Source organism: Cellulosimicrobium funkei, assembly GCF_001019615.1.
GTDB lineage: Bacteria > Actinomycetota > Actinomycetes > Actinomycetales > Cellulomonadaceae > Cellulosimicrobium > Cellulosimicrobium cellulans_E.
Genome location: NZ_JNBQ01000016.1, coordinates 12,504 through 34,063 on the forward strand (window position 1 = coordinate 12,504; position 21,560 = coordinate 34,063).

At 74.7% G+C, this 21,560-nt stretch carries 20 protein-coding genes; 10 read left to right on the forward strand and 10 right to left on the reverse strand.

Annotated elements, in window-relative coordinates; translation table 11 throughout:
- The first annotated feature begins 85 nt into the window (after positions 1-85).
- From FB00_RS12525 to FB00_RS12535, 3 genes are read left to right on the forward strand one after another with little or no spacing between them, the layout of a single operon-like run.
- Positions 86-1,294, forward strand: coding sequence for an iron-containing redox enzyme family protein (locus FB00_RS12525; protein WP_082141265.1), 1,209 nt, complete (start codon positions 86-88; stop codon positions 1,292-1,294).
- Positions 1,287-2,288: a glycosyltransferase gene (locus FB00_RS12530; protein WP_047233303.1), complete on the forward strand. Its 1,002-nt coding sequence runs from the start codon at positions 1,287-1,289 to the stop codon at positions 2,286-2,288. The genes FB00_RS12525 and FB00_RS12530 overlap by 8 nt, the downstream gene beginning before the upstream one ends.
- Positions 2,285-2,545 carry a CDGSH iron-sulfur domain-containing protein gene (locus FB00_RS12535; protein WP_172820051.1) on the forward strand — a complete coding sequence of 87 codons (261 nt, stop codon included), beginning with the start codon at positions 2,285-2,287 and terminating at the stop codon, positions 2,543-2,545. The genes FB00_RS12530 and FB00_RS12535 overlap by 4 nt, the downstream gene beginning before the upstream one ends.
- Here FB00_RS12535 and FB00_RS12540 read toward each other — a convergent pair.
- On the reverse strand, positions 2,485-3,324 hold the full coding sequence (locus FB00_RS12540) for an SDR family NAD(P)-dependent oxidoreductase (protein ID WP_047233260.1): 840 nt from the start codon (positions 3,322-3,324) through the stop codon (positions 2,485-2,487). The two genes, FB00_RS12535 and FB00_RS12540, sit on opposite strands and share 61 nt — an antisense overlap.
- Entirely contained in the window at positions 3,321-3,923 is a 603-nt protein-coding gene (locus FB00_RS12545) for a DUF2231 domain-containing protein (RefSeq protein ID WP_047233261.1), read from the reverse strand. Before FB00_RS12545 ends, FB00_RS12540 begins: the two co-directional genes overlap by 4 nt.
- A gap of 351 nt (positions 3,924-4,274) precedes the next feature.
- Between FB00_RS12545 and FB00_RS12550 the strand changes: the two genes are divergently transcribed.
- From FB00_RS12550 to FB00_RS12565, 4 genes are all read left to right on the forward strand, one after another.
- The gene (locus FB00_RS12550; protein WP_047233305.1) at positions 4,275-4,928 is read left to right on the forward strand and encodes a PAS and ANTAR domain-containing protein; all 654 of its coding nucleotides are present in this window, start codon (positions 4,275-4,277) and stop codon (positions 4,926-4,928) included.
- 154 nt (positions 4,929-5,082) lie between these two features.
- Positions 5,083-5,964 (forward strand): manganese catalase family protein, encoded by an 882-nt coding sequence (locus FB00_RS12555; RefSeq protein ID WP_047233262.1) that lies wholly within the window; start codon positions 5,083-5,085, stop codon positions 5,962-5,964.
- A gap of 12 nt (positions 5,965-5,976) precedes the next feature.
- A complete protein-coding gene (locus FB00_RS12560) occupies positions 5,977-6,447 on the forward strand; it encodes a DUF4383 domain-containing protein (RefSeq protein ID WP_047233263.1) in 471 nt (156 codons plus the stop codon).
- Complete coding sequence (locus FB00_RS12565) at positions 6,444-7,799, forward strand: cytochrome P450 (RefSeq protein WP_047233264.1); 1,356 nt, start codon at positions 6,444-6,446, stop codon at positions 7,797-7,799. The genes FB00_RS12560 and FB00_RS12565 overlap by 4 nt, the downstream gene beginning before the upstream one ends.
- 57 nt (positions 7,800-7,856) lie before the next feature.
- On the opposite strand, the gene FB00_RS12570 is transcribed toward FB00_RS12565, so the two are convergent.
- Positions 7,857-8,039 carry a hypothetical protein gene (locus FB00_RS12570; protein WP_047233265.1) on the reverse strand — a complete coding sequence of 61 codons (183 nt, stop codon included), beginning with the start codon at positions 8,037-8,039 and terminating at the stop codon, positions 7,857-7,859.
- Positions 8,040-8,261: 222 nt separating this feature from the next.
- Here FB00_RS12570 and FB00_RS12575 point away from each other — a divergent pair, with 222 nt between their 5' ends.
- Positions 8,262-8,696 (forward strand): DUF6098 family protein, encoded by a 435-nt coding sequence (locus FB00_RS12575; RefSeq protein ID WP_047233266.1) that lies wholly within the window; start codon positions 8,262-8,264, stop codon positions 8,694-8,696.
- A gap of 10 nt (positions 8,697-8,706) precedes the next feature.
- On the opposite strand, the gene FB00_RS12580 is transcribed toward FB00_RS12575, so the two are convergent.
- Positions 8,707-9,369, reverse strand: coding sequence for an ANTAR domain-containing protein (locus tag FB00_RS12580; protein ID WP_047233267.1), 663 nt, complete (start codon positions 9,367-9,369; stop codon positions 8,707-8,709).
- 139 nt (positions 9,370-9,508) lie between these two features.
- Between FB00_RS12580 and FB00_RS12585 the strand changes: the two genes are divergently transcribed.
- Positions 9,509-9,946, forward strand: coding sequence for an SRPBCC family protein (locus FB00_RS12585; RefSeq protein ID WP_047233268.1), 438 nt, complete (start codon positions 9,509-9,511; stop codon positions 9,944-9,946).
- A 9-nt stretch (positions 9,947-9,955) separates the two neighbouring features.
- On the opposite strand, the gene FB00_RS12590 is transcribed toward FB00_RS12585, so the two are convergent.
- From FB00_RS12590 to FB00_RS12610, 5 genes are all read right to left on the reverse strand, one after another.
- Complete coding sequence (locus FB00_RS12590) at positions 9,956-11,554, reverse strand: phytoene desaturase family protein (RefSeq protein ID WP_231581830.1); 1,599 nt, start codon at positions 11,552-11,554, stop codon at positions 9,956-9,958.
- Entirely contained in the window at positions 11,545-12,738 is a 1,194-nt protein-coding gene (locus FB00_RS12595; protein ID WP_047233269.1) for a zinc-dependent alcohol dehydrogenase, read from the reverse strand. Before FB00_RS12595 ends, FB00_RS12590 begins: the two co-directional genes overlap by 10 nt.
- Positions 12,739-12,824: 86 nt before the next feature.
- Positions 12,825-13,784: a carbohydrate ABC transporter permease gene (locus FB00_RS12600; RefSeq protein WP_082141267.1), complete on the reverse strand. Its 960-nt coding sequence runs from the start codon at positions 13,782-13,784 to the stop codon at positions 12,825-12,827.
- Positions 13,781-14,776: a carbohydrate ABC transporter permease gene (locus FB00_RS12605; RefSeq protein ID WP_231581831.1), complete on the reverse strand. Its 996-nt coding sequence runs from the start codon at positions 14,774-14,776 to the stop codon at positions 13,781-13,783. The genes FB00_RS12600 and FB00_RS12605 overlap by 4 nt, the downstream gene beginning before the upstream one ends.
- A 1-nt stretch (position 14,777) precedes the next feature.
- Entirely contained in the window at positions 14,778-16,121 is a 1,344-nt protein-coding gene (locus FB00_RS12610; RefSeq protein ID WP_231581832.1) for an extracellular solute-binding protein, read from the reverse strand.
- A 244-nt stretch (positions 16,122-16,365) separates the two neighbouring features.
- Between FB00_RS12610 and FB00_RS12615 the strand changes: the two genes are divergently transcribed.
- Positions 16,366-17,493 carry an FUSC family protein gene (locus tag FB00_RS12615; protein ID WP_156186394.1) on the forward strand — a complete coding sequence of 376 codons (1,128 nt, stop codon included), beginning with the start codon at positions 16,366-16,368 and terminating at the stop codon, positions 17,491-17,493.
- Between the two features lie 141 nt (positions 17,494-17,634).
- Here FB00_RS12615 and FB00_RS22060 read toward each other — a convergent pair whose 3' ends face one another.
- Positions 17,635-21,531, reverse strand: a complete 3,897-nt coding sequence (locus FB00_RS22060) for a PQQ-dependent sugar dehydrogenase (protein ID WP_231581833.1) — start codon at positions 21,529-21,531, stop codon at positions 17,635-17,637.
- Positions 21,532-21,560: the final 29 nt, after the last annotated feature.

Below are 21,560 nucleotides of genomic sequence, written 5' to 3' on the forward strand. Positions count from 1 at the left end.
GGCTCGCGAGCGGAGCCGACCGTGGGGACCATGGCGGTGGTGTCGAGCAGGGGCGCCGTCCGCGCGAGCGCGAGGAGCCCCCAGCATGACCTCCACCGCCGTCCCCGCCCAGGTGCAGGACGCCGCACCGACGTCCCCGACCGCCCTGGCAGCGAGCGACCCCGTCCCCGGCGCCCCCGCGGCGCCGGAAGCGGGTCGGCTCCCGCTGCCGCGACCGCGCGGACCGCTGACCGCAGCCCTCCTCGAGGTGCTCGTCGCCGGTCCGCCCGGGGCCGACGTGGACGAGCGGCTCCGCCAGGTCCGCGACGCCGTCGGCCCCGCGCTGGACGCGGCCGCGACGCACGTCCTGCGCGACGACGACGTCCAGCTCGCGCTTGCGGTCCTCTACGAGCTGCACTACCGCGGGGTGCACGGCGTCGACGACGCGTGGGAGTGGGAGCCGGCGCTGCTCGCCGTCCGCGCGAGGCTCGAGGCCCCGTTCGAGGCCGCGGTGCGCGAGCGCGCCGGCCGGCCCGCCTGCGCGGACACGGACGCCACGGGCGTGGCGCGGCGGCTCTTCGAGCTCGCCGCCGAGGACGACGGCCCGAGCCTGTCGCGCTACGTCGCCAAGCGCGCGGACGCCGAGCAGGCGCGCGAGCTCCTGGCGCTCAAGTCGCTCTACCAGCTCAAGGAGGCCGACCCGCACACGTGGGCCGTGCCCCGGCTCGCCGGGACGCCCAAGGCCGCGCTCGTCGAGATCCAGGCCGACGAGTACGGCGGCGGGCGACCGGGCCGGATGCACGCGGAGCTGTTCGCGCGCGCGATGCGCGGCGTCGGGCTCGACGACACCTACGGGCGCTACGTCGACGCCGTGCCCGCGGTGGCCCTCGCGGCGGTCAACACCATGTCGTTGTTCGGCCTGCACCGTCGGCTGCGGGGCGCGATCGTCGGGCACCTCGCCGCGTTCGAGATGACGTCGTCGGTGCCGAGTCGCCTGTACGGCAACGGGTTCCGGCGCCTCGGCCACGACGCGGACACCACCTGGTACTTCGACGAGCACGTCGAGGCGGACGCGGTCCACGAGCAGATCGCGGCGCGCGACCTGGCCGGTCGCCTCGTCGAGCAGGATCCCGCGCTGCGTGACGACGTCCTGCTGGGTGCGGCAGCGTGCCTCGCCGTGGAGGGCGACGTCGCCGCGCACGCGCTCGAGCGCTGGCAGGCGGGGGAGTCGGCGCTGCGGGTGCCGCTCGAGCCCGTCACGGTGAGCCCGGCGCCGGGGGAACCCGCGGAGGACGGTGACCGTCCGCGTGCCTGACGTGACCTACGTGCTCCCGCTGCGCCGCGACCGGTTCGACGAGCGCACGACGGCCGAGCTGTCCCGGTACCTGGCGGACCTCCCGGGCCGCGCGGAGGTCGTCGTCGCCGACGGCTCGCCCGCCCCGGTGCGTGCGCGCCACACCGCGTCGTGGCCCGACGCCGCCCGGACGGTCGCCGTCCCCGCGCCGCCGCCCGGGTACAACGGCAAGGTCGTCGGCGTGCTCGCCGCGCTAGCCACGGTGTCCACCCCGACCGTCGTCCTCGCGGACGACGACGTGCGGTGGGACGCCGCGACGCTCGACCGGGCGCTCGCGGCGCTCGACGACGCCGACGTCGTCGTGCCGCAGAACGTGTTCGACCCGGCGCCGTGGCACGCGCGCTGGGACACCGCACGCTCGCTCGTGAACCGGGCGCTCGGCCACGACTGGGCGGGCACGGTGGTGCTGCGGCGCGACGCTCTCGGGCCGGACGGGTACGACGCGTGCGTGCTGTTCGAGAACCTCGAGCTCGAGCGGACCGTGCTGGCCCGGGGCCGACGGGTCGAGCACCGGCCGGACCTCTTCGTCGTGCGTCGGCCGCCCGGGGTGCGCACCTTCCGGGAGCAGCGCGTGCGGCAGGCGTACGACTCGCACGCACAGCCCGCGCGGCTCGTCGCCGAGCTCGCGCTCGCCCCGCTCCTCGCCGCGTGCGTCGTCGGGGCGACGCGCTCCGACGGCGCCCGGCGCGCGGCGTGGACGGCCGTGGTCGTCCTCGTGCTCGGGAGCGCGGTCCTCCTCGCCGAGGTGGGGCGGCGCACCGCGGGAGGAGCCGCCGTCTGGCCCCCGACGGCCGCCCTGTGGGCGCCCGCGTGGCTGCTGGAGCGCGCGGTGTGCGCGTGGGTCGCCCTCGGGTGGCGGCTGCGCGGGGGAGTGCCCTATCGCGGGACACGGATCCGCTGCGCCGCCCACTCGCTGGCGGAGCTGCGCGGTGCCACCGGGGAGGAGCCGCGGTGACGGGGGAGCTGCGCGTCCGCGCCGAGGAGGTCGTCGTGACGGCCTGCCCCGACGGCCCGCTGCTCGTCCGCGGTCCCGCCCGCCTCGTCGACCAGGAGGGGAACGAGATCGAGCGGCACCGCGCGACCGTCGCGCTGTGCCGGTGCGGCGGCACGGCGATCCCGCCGTGGTGCGACGGGACGCACAAGGTCAACGGCTATCGCAGCGGGGACGGCGACGGGCGCTCCACGGCGAGCGAGGCCGGGACCGGCGCGTAGAACCAGCCGTGGAACGCGGCCCGCGCGGGCTGCGGCAGCACGCGCGCGGCGGCCAGCATCACGCCGCCCTGGACGCCCGTCACGACCTCGGGCCGACCGAGCAGGAGCGCGTCCACCGCGCGCCGCGCCACGGCGGCAGGTCGGGGCTTGGGCAGGCGGCCGACGTGGGTGCGCTCCATCCCCGCCTCGCGGAAGAACGGCGTGCGCGTCGGGCCCGGCAGGAGCGCCGTGACCGTGACGCCCGTCCCGGCGAGCTCGCCCCGCAGGGACCACGCGAACGAGCGCAGGAACGCCTTCGAGGCGGCGTACGCCGCGAAGTGCGGGGCGGGCATCTCGCCGGCGACGGACGACGTGACGAGGATCCGGCCGCGCCCTTCCGCCAGGAGGTCGGGCAGGAGTAGGTGGGTCAGGTGCGCCACCGAGCGCACGTTGAGGTCGAGGAGCCGCAGCTGGTCCTCGAGCGGGGTGCGCGCGAACGCGCCGTGCACGCCGACCCCCGCGTTGAGGACGGCGGTCGAGACGCCGAGCTCGCGCGCGCGCCGGGCGGTCGCCTCGACCCCGCGGGGCGTCGCCAGGTCGACCGTGAGCCCCTCGTGCGCGCCGCCGTGCGCGGAGAGGTCGTGCACCGTGGGCTCGACGTCGCGGTCCGCGACCACGAGCACGTCGTTCCCCCGGCGCGCGAGCTCGACCGCGAGCGCGCGCCCGATCCCGCTCGTCGCGCCGGTCACGAGGGCGGCACCGCGGTCCGCCGGCGGTCGCGCGCGTCGTGGGGCGGTCACGGCAGGTCCGGGGCGTCGTCGTCGCCGAGCGCGACCTCCGCGGGCGGCTCCCGCAGCGCCTGGGCGAGGTGCCCGCCCAGGAACGCGCTCGCGCCGGCGACGGCGTAGCCGAGCATCGAGACCGCGACCCCGGACCGGTGCCGCCCGCCGCGGCGCAGGAGCCACGACGTGCCGTAGAGCAGCGAGACGCCCGTGTTGAGCGCGGCGTGCACGGCGCCGACGCGGCGGGCGCGCCGGTCGACGTCGAGGTAGTCGGCGAGCCCGGTGAGGGCCGTCGGCGCGACGGCCAGCACGCCGAGCCCGACGAGCCGCTGCGCCGCCGGGGCGCTCCGCTCGCCCCCGACGAGGTCGAGCACGGCCGCGCTGGTCCACAGGCCGACCGGGACGTCGGTCAGGGTCGCGTGGAGCGCGTGGCCCAGCGAGCGGCCGTGCAGCTCCTCGCGCACGCGACCGTGGGAGGGGACGACGGCGAGCGCGACGCCACGAACGGTGCTCGAGAGGTCGTCGAGCGCGGTCGCATCCTCGAGCCGCCGCGCGAGGCGCAGGAGGACGGGGGAGTCCGCGTCGTCGTGGGTGCCGGTGCTGCGGGAATCGGACATGGGCGCTCCTCGGGTCGTCGCGCTCCCGTTCTCGAAGCCCTGGGTCGACCGTATGCAGGATCGCCCGCGTTCGCGCGCGAGCGTACGAGGCCCCGGACGCACGTCGCCCCCGTCCTGGCGGGCCGGGACGAGGGCGGTCGCCGCCGGCAGGCGTGCGGCGGTCTTCTTCACCGGCTGCCGAGCGACGGGCACCACGCTATGGTCTTGGGCCGCCCGCCGCGCTCCGGCGGCGGGTGAACTTCCGCGCGCCACGCGGGCCGGCTCGCCCTGCGCTCCGGGCCCGCGCGGGCTAGGGTCGTCGCTCCGGGTCAGGACGTGGCTCGCGACCGTCTCGTCGACGAGGCAGGCACCATGAGCACCGACCACGACCAGAAGCGCGCCCGCGCGCTGCCGGACGACCGCCGTCTCGGCGAGTACCGCTACGACCTCGTCCGCGAGGAGTGGTGGTGGTCCCCGGACATGTTCGCGCTCCACGGGTTCGCGCCCGGCGAGGTCGTGCCGACGACGGCCCTCGCCCTCGCGCACAAGCACCCTGACGACCTCGACCGCGCGACCCGGGTGCTCGAGGCGGCGACGACCGGCGGCACGCCGTTCTCCCTCCCGCACCGGATCCTCTGCGCGAACGGGAGCGAGCGCACCGTCGTCGCGACCGGCCAGGTGCGACGGGATCCCGCGACGGGGGCGGTCGTGGAGCTGAGCGGCTGGGCGGCCGACGTCACGGCGTACGTCGGAAGCCGCGCGGCGGAGGAGGCCGGCGCGCAGATCCGTGCGGCGGCGCAGACCCGCGGCACGATCGAGCAGGCCAAGGGCATGATCATGCTCGCCGTCGGGGTGGGCGCCGACGAGGCGTTCGCGCTGCTGCGCCGCACCTCGAACGACCGCAACGTCCCCGTGCGCACGCTCGCGGAGCTCGTCGTGCGCGCGGGGGAGGACTCGCCTGCCGACGCGCGGGCCGCGATCGTCGCGGTCCTGCGCCGCCCGACGCCCGGCGCACGGGTCGCCTGAGCGAGCGCCGACCGGGGGCGGCGCGTCCCCAGATGCGACCGGGCCGGGGCCGCTCCACGCTGGAGGGACGCTCGACGCGTCGAGAACGGGGCGCGTGCCGTGGTCCTCCCGCGCACGCTGTGCGGAGGGGGCCGACCTCCCCGAGGGAGAGACCATGTTCTTCCACCGTCAAGAGCTCCAGCACCGTGCTACGCCCGACCGTCCGGACGCCGTCTACGCCCGCAAGCTCCAGGAGGTGCTGGGCGGGCAGTACGGCGAGATCACCGTCGCGATGCAGTACGGCTTCCAGTCCTGGAACGCCCACCTGCCCGGCAAGTACCGCGACCTGCTCTACGGCATCGGCGCCGAGGAGTTCGGGCACGTCGAGATGCTGGCGACGATGATCGCGCAGCTCCTGGAGAAGGCGCCCGTCGGCCTGGTCGAGGGCGCCGTGCAGGACGACCCGACCGTGGCCGCGATCGTCGGCGGCACGGACCCGCAGCAGGCGATCGTGGCGGGAGCGGGCGCCCGCCCGGTCGACTCGAACGGGAACCCGTGGTCGGCGGGCTACGTGACCGCGAGCGGCAACCTGCTCGCCGACTTCACGGCGAACGCGAACGCCGAGATGCAGGGCCGGCTCCAGGTCGCCCGGCTCTACCACATGACCGACGACGCGGGCGTCAAGGACCTCCTCGCGTTCCTGCTCGCGCGCGACACCATGCACCAGAACCAGTGGCTCGCGGCCGCTCAGGAGCTGCGGGACGAGGGCGTCGAGGAGCTGCCCGTGCCCAGCACGTTCCCGCTCTCGAAGGAGGACCGCGACGTGGCGTACCAGTACATCAACTTCTCCAACGGCGAGCACGCGTCCGAGGGGCGCTGGGCGAGCGGCCCGACCCCGGACGGCAAGGGCGAGTTCACCTACGTCGCCGAGCCCCCGGCGGGTGTGCCGATGCCGCCGCCCACGACGCCCGACGAGCGGTTCCACGGCACGACGGGCAAGCCGTCGACGCTCGAGAAGGCCAAGGGCGCCGTCAAGGACGCCCTGCACAAGGACTGAGAGGAGTCCGTCATGACCGCCGCATCCGCACCCCGGAGCGTCGCGCGGGACCGCCCCGCGCGGGGCGCCCACCAGTACCTGGCTCTCGTCATCGGTGTCGTCTACCTGCTCGTGGGCGTCGTCGGGTTCGCGATCACGGGCTTCGACGGGTGGACCGTGCACGACCACTCGCAGACGCTCCTCGTCTTCGCGATCAACCCGCTGCACAACGTGGTCCATCTCGTCATCGGCCTGCTCGGCGTGCTCCTGTGGAGCCGGTCGGCCAGCGCCCGGACGTACGGCTGGATCCTCGCGATCGGCTACGGGGCCGCGTTCGTCTACGGGCTGATCGTGGTCAACAACGCTGAGGCCAACGTCCTCAACATCAACGGCGCGGACAACGTGCTGCACGCGGTGAGCGCGGCCGCCGGCCTCGCGATCGCCCTGTGGCCCGCGCGTCACGAGACCGGCCCGGCGGCGCCGACCACCCGGACGGGCGTATGACCGACACGCCGGTCGACCTCACGGCGAGCGAGACCGGGCGCGTCCTGCGGGACGTGCTCGGTCCGCTCGTCGCGCAGGGCGCCATCGTGCGCCGACCCCGCGCGACCGCGTGGGCGGAGCGGCGCCAGGTGGACCGCACGGCCCGCCGTCTGCTGGACCGTCTGCGCGCCCGGTACCACGGGGCGCCGCTCGTGGTCCGGCTCGGTGCACGTCGGCTCGTCCTGGCCACCCGGCCCGAGCACGTCGAGCGGATCCTCGCCGGGTCGCCCGAGCCGTTCACCCCGGCGTCGTGGGAGAAGCGGGGCGCGCTCGCGCACTTCCAGCCCGACGGCGTCCTCATCTCGTCGCTCGACGCCCGACGAGAGCGACGCCCGTACAACGAGGCGGTGCTCGACATGTCCGAGCCCGTGCACCACGACGGCGGCGCACTGGTGGCCGCGGTCGAACGGGAGACGCGCGACCTCGTCGCCGCCGTCGAGGCGTCGGGGCGGCTCGACTGGGACACGTTCGCCGCGTCGTGGTGGCGCGTGGTGCGGACGGTGGTCCTCGGCCGCGCCGCCCGGGACGACGAGCGGCTCGTCGTGATGCTCGACGCGCTGCGGCGCGACGGGAACTGGTCCTGGTTCCGACCCCGCCGCCCGTGGCTCCGGGCGGCCCTGGAACGACGGGTCGCCGAGCACGTCGCCGTGGCCGAGCCGGGGACGCTCGCCGCGCGCGGTCGCGACGCGGGCGGTGCGGACGCGGCGCGTGGGCAGATCCCGCAGTGGCTCTTCGCGTTCGACGCCGCGGGCGCCGCGACCTTCCGGGCGCTCGCCGTGGCCTCGGCGCGGCCCGCCGTGCGCGTGCGGCTGCTCGCCGAGCGGGCGACCGCCGGGCCCGGCCCGGCCGTGCTGCCGTTCGCGCGCGGGTGCGTGCTGGAGTCGGTCCGTCTCTGGCCGACGACGCTCGCGATCCTGCGCGACGCGACGTCGCCGGTGCGCTGGGGCGCTCGCGTCCTCCCGGCGGGGACCGGGTTCGTCGTCCTGAGCGCCTGGTTCCACCGGGACGCGGACCGTCTCCCGTTCGCCGACGCGTTCACCCCCGAGGCGTGGCTCGACGGCCGGGCCGACGTCGACTGGGGGCTCGTCCCGTTCAGCGGCGGCCCCGTGTCGTGCCCGGGCCGCAACGTCGTGCTCCTGCTGGCGTCGCACACGCTCGCGCGCCTCGCGCGCCTCGACCTCGCGGTCGGGCGGGGTCGCTACCTCGCGCAGGACCCGCTCCCGCCGACGATGGACCACCTGGGCCTGCGGTTCGGGCTGCGCGGCGAGACTGCTCGGAGCGAGGCCGAGCTGCCTGCCTCCACGGCGGCGTAGGCGGTCGCACGACGAGAGCCCGGGTGCGCCGCGCCCGGGCCCTCGTCCTGCCGTGCGTCAGGAGTCGCCGGACGCCTCGCCGCCGGTGCGCGGGTTGACGTTCCCGGGCTCGGAGTCGGGGTCGGTGTCGTGGTCCGACCCCGAGCCGCTCGCCTGGCGCCCCTCGCGAGGGTTGAGCGATCGGGGGTCGGCGTCGGGGTCCTCGGCGGGGTCGTAGCCGCGCTCGTCGTTCTCGCTCATGTCGGCCTCCTCGGTCGGTGCTCGATGCTCGGACCGCGCCCGGGCGGCGCGGTCCTGCCACCGTCGCACGGCGCCGCGACGCTCGCAGGCCCCCGGGGTGCCTGCACAGCCGGGCGCTCGTAACCTGGCGGGGACGGACGCGGTCCCGGGTGGGCGGACGCCGTCACGGCGAGTCGAGAAAGGGGCCGACCGGCACGCAGCCACGCTTGTCAGGAGGTCCCGATGCCCCAGGAGACGAGCGCGCTCGACGCCTTGCCCCGCCTGCGGAGCCTGGCGGAGGTCGCCGAGCTCGTCGCGGTCGTGAACCCCCTCTACGTGCGGTTCAGCGGCGGACCCGACAAGGACCGGTCGACCGTGAGCCGTGACCAAGAGAGCGGCTGCCTGCTGCCGGGCCTGAGCGTCAACCCGATGAACCCCGAGCCGTGGTGGGACCGCCCCGTCGAGCACTGGGTCGCGCGCCAGCTCTGCCAGTACGCCCACCTCATGACGCCCGAGCGCTTCCCGTGGCTGCTCACGGGTGAGGTCGCGGGGCGTGGGCCCGACTGCGAGCCGCTCCTCGTGGACGTCGTGCCCGCGGCGTCGGTGGACCCGCTGGTGGTCGAGGAGGCCGGACGCCTCTACGGCGCGGTGTTCCGCGCGGGCGACGACGGGACGTGACGCGAGCCCCTCAGGCGCCCCGCTCGTCCTCGGAGGGGTCCGACACGACGAGCGCACGCAGCAGCTGCTCCGCCACCTCGCGCTGGCTCACGTTGCGGTGCCGCGAGGCGGAGTCGATGATGCGGCGCGCCTCGTCGGCGGAGCACTGGTTCGTCTGCATGATCGCGCCGACGGCGCGCTCCGTGGCGACGGCGTCCGACATGTCGCGGTAGAACCCCGCGGTCGAGTCCTCGAGCTCCGCGAGCTCCAGGCGCAGGCGCACCGCCGAGGCGACCAGCTGGGCGAACGAGTCGGCCGCGGTGAGGAGCTCGGGGGTCCAGGGGTCGGGGGTGCGGGAGTAGAGGTTGAGCGCGACGGCGACGTCGTCCGCGACGGCGGCGGGAACCGCCGCGGCGGAGACGTAGCCCTCCGCGCGGGCCTGGCGCGACCACTGCTCCCAGTGCGTGGCCTCCTCCACCGAGACGACGAGCCGCGAGCCGGCGTCCATCGCGTCGACGCACGGACCGGCGTCGTCCAGCGCCTCGGCCTGGTCGCACCGCGCGGCGGCGTCGCTGCTGCTGCCGGCCCGCACGCTGACGCCAGCCTGGCGCATCGTGACGCTGACCTCGAGGCCGTGGTCGAGGATCGTCGCGGCGCGCTCCGCGAACTCCTGCGGAAAGCTGGCGATGCCCATGGGGCGAGCCCCTTCCTGAGGGTCGTCCTCGCGTCGTCGCGAGGACTCTTCACGCTACGTCGGACGGCGTGAGCTCGCGCGCACCCGCGCCCCGACCGCGAGCGGTTGCCAGTGCCGGGCACCGGACTAGCGTCGCCTCATGGTGACCGTCACACGAGCCGTCGGATGCCCCTCGGACGCGGTGCTCGGCGTGCTCGCGGACGGGTGGTCGTACTCGACGTGGGTCGTCGGGACGGCACGCATCCGTGCCGTCGACGACACCTGGCCCGCGCCCGGGTCGAGGATCCTCCACTCGGTCGGGCTCTGGCCCGCGCTGCTCGACGACGAGACCGTCGTCCGCGCCTGGGACCCGGACCGGGGGATCGACCTCCAGGCCCGGGGCTGGCCCGCGGGCGAGGCACGGGTGCGGATCGACGTGCGCCCGACCGAGCAGGGCTGCACCGTGCGGATCACGGAGGACGCCGAGAAGGGGCCCGGCACGCTCGTGCCCCGACCGGTGCGGAGCGCGGTGATCGGCCCCCGGAACGTCGAGGCCCTGCGGCGGCTCGCGTTCCTCGCGGAGCGCCGGAACCCGTAGCGGGTCGGGTCAGGGGTCGCGCAGCAGCCGTGCCCACGCGGTACGCACGAGCGCGCGGCGCAGGGCCCCGCGCGGTCCGGCGGCGGCGAGAGCAGCGCGCGCCGCGTTCCACCCGCACGCGCCGTGCACGCCGCCGCCCGGGTGGGCGGACGCGCTCGCGAGGTAGAGCGACGCGACCGGCGTCTCCGGCCGGCCGAGGCCGGGGGTCGGCCGCAGGAACAGCTCCTGGTGCACGGCGGACGTCCCGCCGTTGATGGCCCCGCCCGCGAGGTTGGCGTCGGCGGCCTCGAGGTCGGCCGGTGTCTGCACGAAGCGGCCGACCACGGCGTCGGCGAACCCGGGGGCCGCACGCTCGACCGTGTCCTCCACGCGCCGCACCTCCTCCGTGACCGCCTCGCGCGTCCAGCGCACACCGTGCGGCACGTGCGTGTACGCCCAGGCCGACTCGGTCCCGGCGGGGGAGCGCGAGGGGTCCGAGGTCGTCATCTGGCCGAGCACGAGGAAGGGCCGCGCGGGGACGACGCCGCGCGAGAGCGCGGCCGCGACGTCGACGAACCCCGCCCGGTCGACGCCGAGGTGCACCGTCCCGGCCGACCGGGCGCCGGGCGCGGTCCAGGGGATCGACCGGTCGAGCGCCCAGCTCACCTTGACCGTGGGGTGGTCCCACTGGAACCGGTCGAGGTCGCGCACGAGGCGCGGGGGGAGCGCGTCCGGGCCCACGAGGTCGAGGTAGAGCGCGGGAGCGCTCACGTCGGCGACCACGGCGTGGCGGGCCCGCACGTGCCGGCCGTCGGCGGTGCTCACGCCGACCGCCCGTCCTCGCGCCACGTGGATCCGGTCGACGCGCGCCCCGGTGACGACGTCGCCGCCGCGGGCGCGCAGCCGGGAGACGAGCGCGTCCGGGAGCCGCCCGGCGCCGCCGGTCGGGACGGGGAAGCCCACGTCCTGTCCGAGCATGGCGAGCAGCCACCCGAACACGCCGCTGCCGGCGGCGTCGGGCGGGACGTCGGCGTGCATCGCGTTGCCGGTGAGGAGCAAGCCGCCGCCCTCGCCGCGGAACGACTCGTCGGCGAGGCGGCGCACGGGCAGCACGGCGAGGCGCGCGAGGTCGAGCGTCCCTGCCGCCCCCAGGCGGCGCAGCAGGCGCAGCACCGGCCCGGCGGCCGGGAGCGGGCTGAAGAGCGCGTCGAGGAGCGGGTCGCGCACCCGGTCCCAGCCCGCGACGAGCTCGAGCCACGCGTCGCCGTCCCCGGGGGCGAACTCCTCCAGCCCGGCAGCGGTGTCCACGGCGCGCTCGCGCAGGACCGCCGCGCGCCCGTCGTCGAGCACGTGGGCCAGGGCGTCCGGCGCGCGCGACCACGACAGCCCGTGGTCCTCCAGGTGCAGCCCCCGGATGACGGGCGACCCGGCGGCGAGCGGGTAGAACGCGCTGAAGAGGTCCGTCTCGTACCCCGGCGCCGCGACCTCGGCGGAGCGGACCGCGCCGCCGTACGTGTCCTGCGCCTCCAGGACGAGGACGTCCCAGCCGGCGTCCGCGAGCGCGTTCGCGGCGACGAGGCCGTTGGGCCCCGCGCCGACGACGACCGCGTCGACGGTGGTCAGGCCCACGGGTCGAGCACGACCTTGATGCAGCCGTCCTCCTTGCGCTGGAACGTGCGGTACGCGTCCGGCGCGGACTCGAGCGGGAGCCGGTGCGTGCGCAGGTCCAGGACGCCGAGCGGGTCGGAGACGTCGGCGGCGAGGGGGAGGACGTCGTCGGTCCACCGCCGTACGTTCGCCTGGCCCATGCGGAGCGTCACCTGCTTGTCGAACAGCTGCATCATGGGCAGGGGGTCCTTGGCGCCGCCGTAGACGCCCGAGATGGACACCGTGCCGCCGCGGCGCACGAGGTCGAACGCGGTGTAGAGGGCCGCGAGGCGGTCGGTCGCGGCGCGCTCGGTGAGCGGCGCCGCGATCGCGTCGGGCAGGACGCCGACGACCTTCTGCGTGGCCTCGGCGAGCGGAGAGCCGTGCGCCTCCATGCCGACCGCGTCGATGACGGAGTCGGCGCCGCGGCCGAACGTGAGGTCGCGCACCGCCGCGGCGAGGTCGTCGACGGCGGACGGGTCGAGGGTCTCGACGCCGTGCCGCTCCGCCATCGCGCGCCGCTCCGGGACGAGGTCGACGCCCACGACGCGGGACGCCCCGCGGTGGAGCGCGATCCGGCCGGACATCTGCCCGACGGGACCGAGTCCGAGGACCACGACCGTGCCGCCCGGCGGGACGTCGGCGTACTCGACCGCCTGCCACGCGGTCGGCAGGACGTCCGACAGGTAGAGGTAACGCTCGTCCGGCGACCCGTCGTCGGGCACGACGACGGGCCCGTACTGGGCCTGCGGCACGCGCAGGTACTGGGCCTGGCCGCCGGGCACCTGGCCGTAGAGCTTGGTGTACCCGAAGAGCGCGGCGCCCTTGTCCTGCGAGCGGACCTGCGTCGTCTCGCACTGCGTCTGGAGGCCGCGCTCGCACATCCAGCAGTGCCCGCACGCGATGTTGAACGGGATCACGACGCGGTCGCCGACCCGGAGGTTCCCGGCCTCCGGCCCCACCTCCTCGACGACGCCCATCGCCTCGTGGCCGAGGACGTCGCCCGCGTCGAGGAACATCCCGAGCACCCCGTACAGGTGCAGGTCGGAGCCGCAGATCGCGGTCGACGTGACGCGCACGACCGCGTCCGTGGGCTGCTCGATCCGGGGGTCGGGCACGTCCTCGACGCTCACCTTCTCGCGTCCCTGCCAGGTCAGTGCTCGCATGGTGCTGCCGTCCTTCCGTGGGTGGTGCGTGTGCGTGGTGCGTGCTGCGTGGTGCGTGGTGCGGGTGCGCGGTGGGTACCGCGTGCTCAGCCCTTGCTCCCCGTCGTCGCCACCCCCTCGACGAAGTGCCGCTGGCCGAGGAAGAAGAGGAGGATCATCGGGAGGGTCGTGATGACGGAGGCCGTGACGACGACCTCCCACTGCGACTCGCCCCCGGGGCCGAACTGGTCGATGAGCGCCTTGAGCCCACGCGGGATCGTGAACGTCGACGAGTCCTGCAGGTAGATGAGCGGCCGCATGAGGTCGGTCCACGCCGCCTGGGCCTCGAAGAGGAGCGTCAGGACGAGGGCCGGGCGGCACAGCGGCACGGCGATGCGCCAGAACATCTGCCAGTTGTTCGCCCCGTCGAGGCGGGCCGCCTCGAACGGCTCGCGCGGCAGCCCGAGGAAGAACTGCCGCAGCAGGAACACGTAGAACGCGCTCGCGAAGAGGTTGCCCGCCCACAGCGGCACGTTCGTGCCGACGAGCCCGAGCTGGTTCCAGATGAGGAAGGTCGGGATCATCGTCACGGCGCCGGGAAGCATCATCGTCGCGAGGACGAGGCCGAACAGGGCGCCCCGGCCGCGGAAGCGGAAGAACGCGAAGCCCCAGGCGACGAGCGCGCTCGACACCGTGACCAGGCCCGCCGCGAGCACGGTGACGACGACGGTGTTCCCGAGCCACAGCGCGAGCGGCGCCTCCTGCCACACGGTCACGTAGTTGTCGAGCGTGAACGTGCGCGGCACGAGCCGGTTGTCGAACACCTCGGCGCGCGGCTTGAACGACGCGGAGAGCAGCCAGAGCAGCGGGTAGACGAACGCGACCGTGGCGAGCACGAGCGCCGCGAGCACGACCGCGCGCAGCCACCGGCGGCGCGGTCCGCGCCCGGCGCCACGGGTCCGCGCGGGGGGCGGCGGACCCAGGGCCTCGGGCGCACCCGTCGTCGGGTCCGGCGCGGCGCCCGGGCCGCTCACGGCGGGACGGGGGAAGGAGGGTGCGGTGGTCATCGCTGCTCCCCCTCGTAGTAGACGAGTCGTCGGGACACGAGGAGCTGGACGAGCGTGACGAGCATGATGACGACGAACAGCAGCCACGCGAGCGCCGACGCGTACCCCATGTGGAGCTCCTGGAAGCCCTCCTGGAAGAGATAGATCACGTAGAACAGCGCGGCGTCGTTGCGGTAGGTCGAGTTCCCGGCGCCGAAGTAGGCCGAGTACGCCTCGGTGAACATCTGGAACCCGGCGATCGTGTTGATGACGACGACGAAGAACAGCGCGCCGCTGATCATCGGCACGGTCACGGCGCGCGTGCGGCGCCAGAACCCGGCGCCGTCGACGCGCGCGGCGTCGTACAGGTCGTTGGGCACGTTGCGCAGCGCCGCGAGCAGGATGATGACGGCCGACCCGACGGTCCACAGGCTGATGAGCACGAGTCCGGGCTTGATCCAGGCCTGGTCGGTCGTCCACGACGGACCCTGGATGCCGAACCACGACAAGACCTGGTTGACGACGCCGTACTGGCCGTTGAACAGCAGCAGGAGCAGCACACCGACGGCGACCGGCGGCGTCATCTTCGGGATGAAGAACGCCGTGCGGAAGAACCCCGCCGACCGGCCCGCCTGGTTGAGCAGCAGGGCGAGCGCGAGCCCGACGACCGTGTACAGCGGCACCTGGACGACCGTGTACACGAGCGTGTTCCACAGGGAGAGCGCGACCTTCGGGTCCTGCGCCATCTCGCGGTAGTTGTCCAGCCCGACGAACGTCGGGTCGTTGATGACGTCGTAGTCCGTGAACGACAGGTAGGCGCTGTACACGATGGGCCACGCCGTGAAGACGAGGAACCCCACGATCCACGGGCTGATGAAGCGCAGCGCCGCGTTGCGCTCACGGCGCTCGGACGGGCTCGGCCGCCCGCGCCGGCGCCCGGACGGCGCCGTGCGCGGCCCGCCCGCGGCCGGTGGTGGGGTCGGCAGGCTCGGTACGACGTCCGCTGCCGCCACCTCAGCCCTCCTCGTCCCACTGCGCCCAGGCGTCGTCGAGCGCCTTCTGGGCCTCGTCCTGGGCCTGCGCGAGGGCGTCCGCCGGCTCCTGCTGACCGTTGAGCACGCGGTTCACGGCGTCCTGCCACGCGGTCTCGAACTCGTTGTCCGCGGGGTTGGCGGGCAGCGCGAACGTCGCGTCGTTCGCCTCGTACATGGCGTCGATCGCGTCCTTCCACGGCTGCGGCGCGTCGTCGGGGACGAGGTCGTCGCGGATCTGCTCGTCCGCGTCCTCGTTGCCGGTGAGGACGCCCGTGAACACGAGGCCGTCCTGCGCACGCGCGTCCGCGCGCGCCTGCGCCGCCTGCACCCACGCGTCCGTCTCGGTCATCAGGCGCGCGAAGCGGCACGCCGCGGCAGGGTTCTCGCTCCCGCGCGGCACGGCCCAGGCCGAGCCCGACGCGAAGGCGATCGCGTCGCCGTCGGGCGTGCGCACGGCGTCGAAGGCCATGGGTGCGTCGGGCGACGACTCGTTGAGCACGTTGATGTACCACTGCTCCATCGGCATCGCGCCGAGCACGCCCGTCGCGAACTGGTTGCCGGCGCCGAAGAAGTCGGCCGAGTCGCGGTACGTCTTGACCGCCGGGAACCCGCCCTGCGCGTCGTAGATGCCGACCGCCCACTCGAGCGACTCGACGACCTCGGGCGCGTCGAGCTGCGCCGTCCGGCCGTCCTCGGACAGCAGGTCCGCGCCGACCGACTTGGCCCACAGCGGGAGGAACTCCGGCAGCTTGGAGTCGAACCCGATGACGCTCAGGGTCCCTCCGTCGGTACGCATCAGCGCCTCGTTCGCCGCGGTGACCGCGTCACGGTCGGAGCCGTTCACGTCCTCGATCGTGAGGCCGGCCGCCGACAGCAGGTCCGCGTTCGCCATCGTCACCTGGACCTGGTTGAACTCGGGGATGCCGTAGACGCTGCCGTCGAACGTCACCTGCTCGACGGCCGTGTCGACGAACGCGTCCATGTCGACGCTCTCGGCGTCGACGCACTCGTCGAGCGGGAGGATCGCGTCGCGCGACGCGAACGTCCCGATCTGGTCGCGGTTGGCGTAGACGAGGTCGGGCGGGTTGCCCGACGCCACGGCCGAGAGGAAGGCCTGGATGTCGAGCTCCCCCTCGGACAGGCGCACGTCGACGCCCTCGAGGTCCTGCACGGCGCGGTCGTACCGGACCTCGCCGATCTCGTCGCCGGTGCCGAACCCCATGATCGAGAGCTCGCCGGACGGCGCCTCGTCGGCCGAGAAGTCGGCGTCCGCGCCGTCGTCACCCGTGCCCTGGGCGCAGCCCGTCAGGGCCAGGGCGGCCACCACCAAGCTCGTTCCTGCGGCTGCCGCGCCGCGTCGGCGGACCATCATCTGCCTCCTCGTGGGGGCCACGGGGGCCGGCAGGGGTGCGCGACGCCACCGTGGTGCTCGACGGCGTCGGCGGCTGGCTGCACCGACGCCGCCAGTGAAGCACCGGCTTCGCCCGCTCACACGCCGAGCCGGTTCTCCGGCGCGTGCGGCCCCGGTGGGCGTGCGGGCACCGGGGGTGCGCGGCACCCTCGTTCCCGTGGTGAGCGAGGACAGCGCCGCGGGCGGGAGCCGCCGCGGCGGGCGGGCGGTCGAGGCCGGTGCGCGGGCACGTCGCGCCGTGGCGGCCGCGCAGCGGCAGTGGGTGCGCCACCCCCGGTGGTCGCTCGCGGTCAAGGGCGCGGTCGCCGCCGCCCTCGCCTGGTTCGTCGGCGTGCTCGCGCCCGAGCCGTTCTCCGACTACCCCTACTACGCGCCGCTGGGCGCCGTCGTCGCGACGACGAGCACGCTCGCCCGCTCGGTCCGCGAGTCCACCCAGGCGATCCTCGCGATCCTCGTCGGTGCGGTCATCGCGCGCGGCGTCGACCTCGTCCTCTCCCCGAGCGCGCTGTCGGTCGCGCTCGTCGTCGGGCTCGCGCTCCTGTGCTCGGGCTGGCGCCGCTTCGGCGAGATGGGCACGTGGGCGGTGACGTCGGCGCTGTTCGTCCTCATCATCGGCAACGCGGCCAAGGTCGAGTTCGTCGGCGCGTACGCCGGGCTCGTCGTCGTGGGCGCGGCCATCGGCGTCGGGATCAACCTCCTGGTCCCGCCGCTGCCGCTCACGCCGACCGAGGAGGCGCTCGACGGGCTGCGCGACACGCTCGTCGACCAGGTCGAGGCGCTCGCGGACGGGCTCGACGGGGAGCGACCGCCGTCCGCGGAGGAGTGGGAGGAACGCCGCCGCGAGGTGGAGCCGACGCTCGCGCGTGCGCGCGACGCCGTCTCGCGCACGCGCGAGGCCGCGCGGGCGAACATCCGGCTGCGCCGGCACCGGGACTGGGCGGTCTCCCAGGTGCGGCGCGCGCAGGAGCTGGAGGTGTCCGCGGACGTCGTGGGGTCGCTCGTCCGGCTCCTCGTCGAGTGGGAGCGCGAGGGGCGCGACGACCTGGCGCTGGGAGCCCGACTGCGCCCGCTCGCGGCCCGTGCGCTCGACGCCTACGCGGCCGCCCTGCGCTCTGTCAGCACCGAGCCCGCCGAGGAGGAGGCGCTGCGCGCCCTGGCCGCCCGTGCGGAGGACCTGCGCAGCGCGGTCCGGGAGGCGCGGCAGGAGGTCGACGAGGACTACTTCGTCGCCGGCGCGGTCGTGCTCGCCCTCCGGCGCGGTGCGGCGGTCCTCGCCGCCACCTGACCGCGGTCTCGCGTCGTCGCTCCCGCAGCACCGCGGGGCCGGACGCACGAGCCGCCCCGGACCCGCCGGCTGGTCGGACGCAGCCGTCGCGGTGCCGGGGCGGCTCACGCGGTCAGGAAGTGGCGCTCATGCGCGGGGGGGTCACCCGCACGTGTGCGCGTCGTGCTCGACCACGACCTCGCTCGTCACCTCCTCGCCGTCGACCGTCGCGGTCGCGGAGACCGTGACCTCGCCGGCGTCGACCGTCGTGGCGCGCGTCGCGAACGACTGGTAGGCGGCCTTGCCGGGCTGGACGTCCGCGACCGTCCGCGACCCGAACGCCGTCGTGAGCGTCACGTCCGCCGGGCCGTCGGACGCGTTCGTCGCCGCGACGGCGAGGTACGCCTTGCCCGCGAGGCACCGCGGGGAGACCGTCACGTCGAGCTCGACCCCGGCCGGCTCGGCGGCCGGCGTGACGACGAGGCCGCGCAGGCTCCCGGTGTTGTCGAACGAGCCGAAGCCGACGCGCCCCTCGGTGAACGTCGTGTCGTTCGCCGTGAGGAGCGGGGTGTCGAGCCCGTCGAGGTACACGGCGATGTCGCCGCTGTCCGCGCAGCGCACGACGCGCACGTCGTGCCACTCCTCGTCCGTGACCGCCGGCGGGGCGCCGACCGCGCCGTCCCACTGGTCGTCGATCCGCTCCCGGTCCTTGCCGTCCACCTTGAAGATGCCGTTGTGGGCGTAGATCGTGTTGTCCTGCGACAGGTGGGCGTAGTAGTACTCCGTGTCCGACTGCCAGCCGAACACCACGATCACGTCCCGGTTGTTCACCGACGCCGGGGCGTCGAGCCTGACCTCGGCGTCGAGCGCGAACGAGCCGAGCTCGGGACCCTCGGTGAGGACGGCGTACTCGAACGGGCGGCGGATGCCGTCGTTCGGGTTGTCGCCCGCCTGGGCGAGGACGACCGCGTCGCCGGGGAACTGCCACTTGGCCGGCGTCCGCGGCGCCCAGTGCTCGGCCGCCAGGACGTCCGTGATCGGCTCGCCCGCCGGCGCGCACGACGGCGGGGCAGGGGGCTCGACCGGCTGGGCGCCGAACCGGGCGTACTGCGCCGCGACCTGCTCCGGCGTCGGGACGACGTCGAGGAACATGAGGTCGTCCATGCGGCCGTGGAACGGGTTGGCCTCCCGCGTGTCCTGCGGATAGCTGCCGCCGATCTTGAGCCCCGCGGGGTCGGTCGGGGACGTGGCCCCGGCGCCCCAGGGGTTCGGGGCCGTGTACTGGCCCTCGAGCTCCTCGCCGTTCATGTAGAGCTTCATCTCGCCGCCCGCGAAGTCGAAGGTCGCGGCGAGGTGGACCCAGCGGTTGCGCTCGAGGATCTGGTCCCACGGCAGGTCGGCCGCGAACGTCCAGGACCCGGCGCCGTCGACCCGGCGGCCGAGCGCGACGAGCTTGAGCTCGTTCCCGACCGTGATGACCTCGAGCAGCGCGCGCACCGCGTGGCCGTCCGAGGTCCCCGTGAGCACGCCCGCGAGACCGATCGCGTTGTAGCGGTCGTCGGGGTTCGCCGTGCCCGAGTTGAGGGCAGGGTGCTCTCCGGTCGGCTTGAACCAGCCCATGACCGAGATCTCGTCCGCGCCCGCGAAGGCGCCGAGCGAGTCCACGCCCGCGGGGTCGTAGACGCCGGCCTTCCAGTCGTCGTTCGACGCCGTGAGCGGGCTCATCTGCTGCGTCTGGAGCGCCTCGCCCGCACCGGGGTAGGCACGGTCGGCCACGCGCATCTCCACGCCGCCGTTGACGAGCTGGATGTTCGTGCCGGACCAGCCCTGGTCGGCCTCCCACGTCGTGGAGCCCGCGACCGGGTGGTCGAAGTCGTAGTGCGCCGCCACGTTCCCGGCGAGCTCGGGGAGCACGACGGGCGAGGACGCCCCGGCGCGCCGCGCGCCGGTGACCTGCCAGATCTTCCCGTTGGCCTTCGAGATGAGGTACAGCTCGCCGTCGGCGTCGGACCCGAAGCGCAGGTCGACGCGCTGGTCGCCGACGAGCTCCTGGAACGTGGTCTCCTCCCCGTCGGCGAACACCCGCAGGTGCTCGATCTCGGCCAGGTCCGCGAGGTCGCCGTCGTTGCGCACCATCTCGTCCTGCTCGGTGGCGAGCACCCAGCCGCGCACGAGGTCGGTGAAGAGGTAGCGCCCGCGCAGCTCGGGGATGTCGCCGCGGTAGACGAACCCGCCGTTGAGCGCGACGCCCGCGTCCCCGGTCTGGCCGGGGTCGCGGTTGTGGTCGTACGCAGCCACAGGGTAGGTGAACCCGTTCTCGGCGTCGTTCGCGGGCAGCGGGTAGATCTGGCGGTTGTCGGCGAGGAACGATCCCTCGCGCACCGACCAGCCGAAGTTGTCGCCCGGCTCGACGGCGTAGACGGACTCGACCTGCCACTCGCCGATGTGCCCCAGGTACATCGTGTGGTCGCCCTCGGGGTCCCAGCTGATGCGGTGCGGGTCGCGCAGGCCGACGGCGTAGATCTCCGGCAGCGCGCCCGGCGTGCCGACGAACGGGTTGTCCGCGGGGATCCCGTACTGCCCGTTGGCGGCGTTCGTGCCCAGCGGGTCGATGCGGAAGACCTTGCCCTGCGGTGTCCCGAGGTTCTGCGGGTTGCCGTTGCCGACGCCGTTGCCCCCGTCGCCCACGAGGACGTAGAGGTTCCCGTAGTCGGCGTCACCCTCGGCCACCGTGGGGTTGAACGCGATCTGCTGCACCGTGTGCACGCGGCCGGCGAACGGCACGCGCAGGACCTCGCGGCTCGTGCCCTCGAAGACCGGCGCCGACGGGTCCGTCGCCTTCCACTCCGTGACGACGCTGTGGAACTGCGTGTTGCCGTATGCCGGGTAGTCCGGGGTGTCCTCCGTCAGCGCCGTGCCGCCCTCGGTGTGCACGGTGTAGAACAGGCCGTTCTCGGCGAAGTCGGGGTGGAACTCGGCAGAGCCGACGCCGGTGCCGAGGCCCGCGCTGTTGTGGAAGTTGTCGAGGAACTGCTGGCGCACGTCCAGGTACGGCACGTACGCGCCCGTGTCCTTGTCGACGGTGTAGAGGACCGCGTTGTTGTCCGGCACCATGAGGCGGCCCGAGCCGTCGGGGATCTCGTCGAGGTGCGTGATGCGGTTGTGGCGCACGAGGCGCGGGTCCTGCGTCGCCGGGGTCGTCTGCGACGCCGGGAGCTGGGCGAGCTCCGTCACCTCGATGCCGAGGGTCGACGGCGCCGGGTCGGGCAGCGGGTTGAGCAGCGGCTCGTTGGGCGTCGTGCCGCCTGCGGCGCAGTCGGCCGGGTTGCCCGTCGGGATCGCGAGGTTCTGCCCGGCCGTGTCGACCGCGACGTCGTCGAGCATGAGGCGGCCCGCGCTGCTGGCGCCGTTGATCCAGAAGAACCGGTCGAGCGCCGAGGTCACGCCCTGGCGGAAGCCGAACTGCTGCTCCGTGCCCTCGGGGAGCCGGGTGATCTCCTCGTACGGGCCGCCCTGGCTGTACACGCTGACCTTGTCCGTCGCGTTGTCGGCGACGATCCAGACGCACTGCCACGTGTCGCGCGACCAGACGCCGGCCGGCTTGAAGGCGCCGCCGTCGCGCACGAGCATGACGTCGTTGTTCTGGTTGTTCACGTACGCGCGACTGTGCGCGTAGTCGGACGGCGCGTCGAGGTCGGTGATCCCGAACGACGTGTCGACGCTCCCCGTCCGCATGAAGCGGAAGAACACGGTCCCGGTCGTGCCGTCCGCGATCCCGGGGACCGCGCGGTGGGCACGCTGGGTGCCTCCGACCATCTCGAGCACCTGGTTGTTGCCGTTGAGCGGGTCGGCGACGACCCGGGCGGCCGACGAGGCGGACCAGCCGTCCTGGCCGTTCAGGGCGGTGCGCTGGTAGGCCTCGAAGCTGAGGACCTCGCTGAACCCGTCCGCGGCCTCCTCCGCGGCCGCCGGTGGTCCGAGGAGGGTTCCTCCCAGGACGGCCGCGAGGGAGAGGGCGATCGCCGCTCTCCCTCGTCGGCTCGAATGCGTAGACGTCATCGTCTGCTCCGTTTCGTCGGATGGTGCTC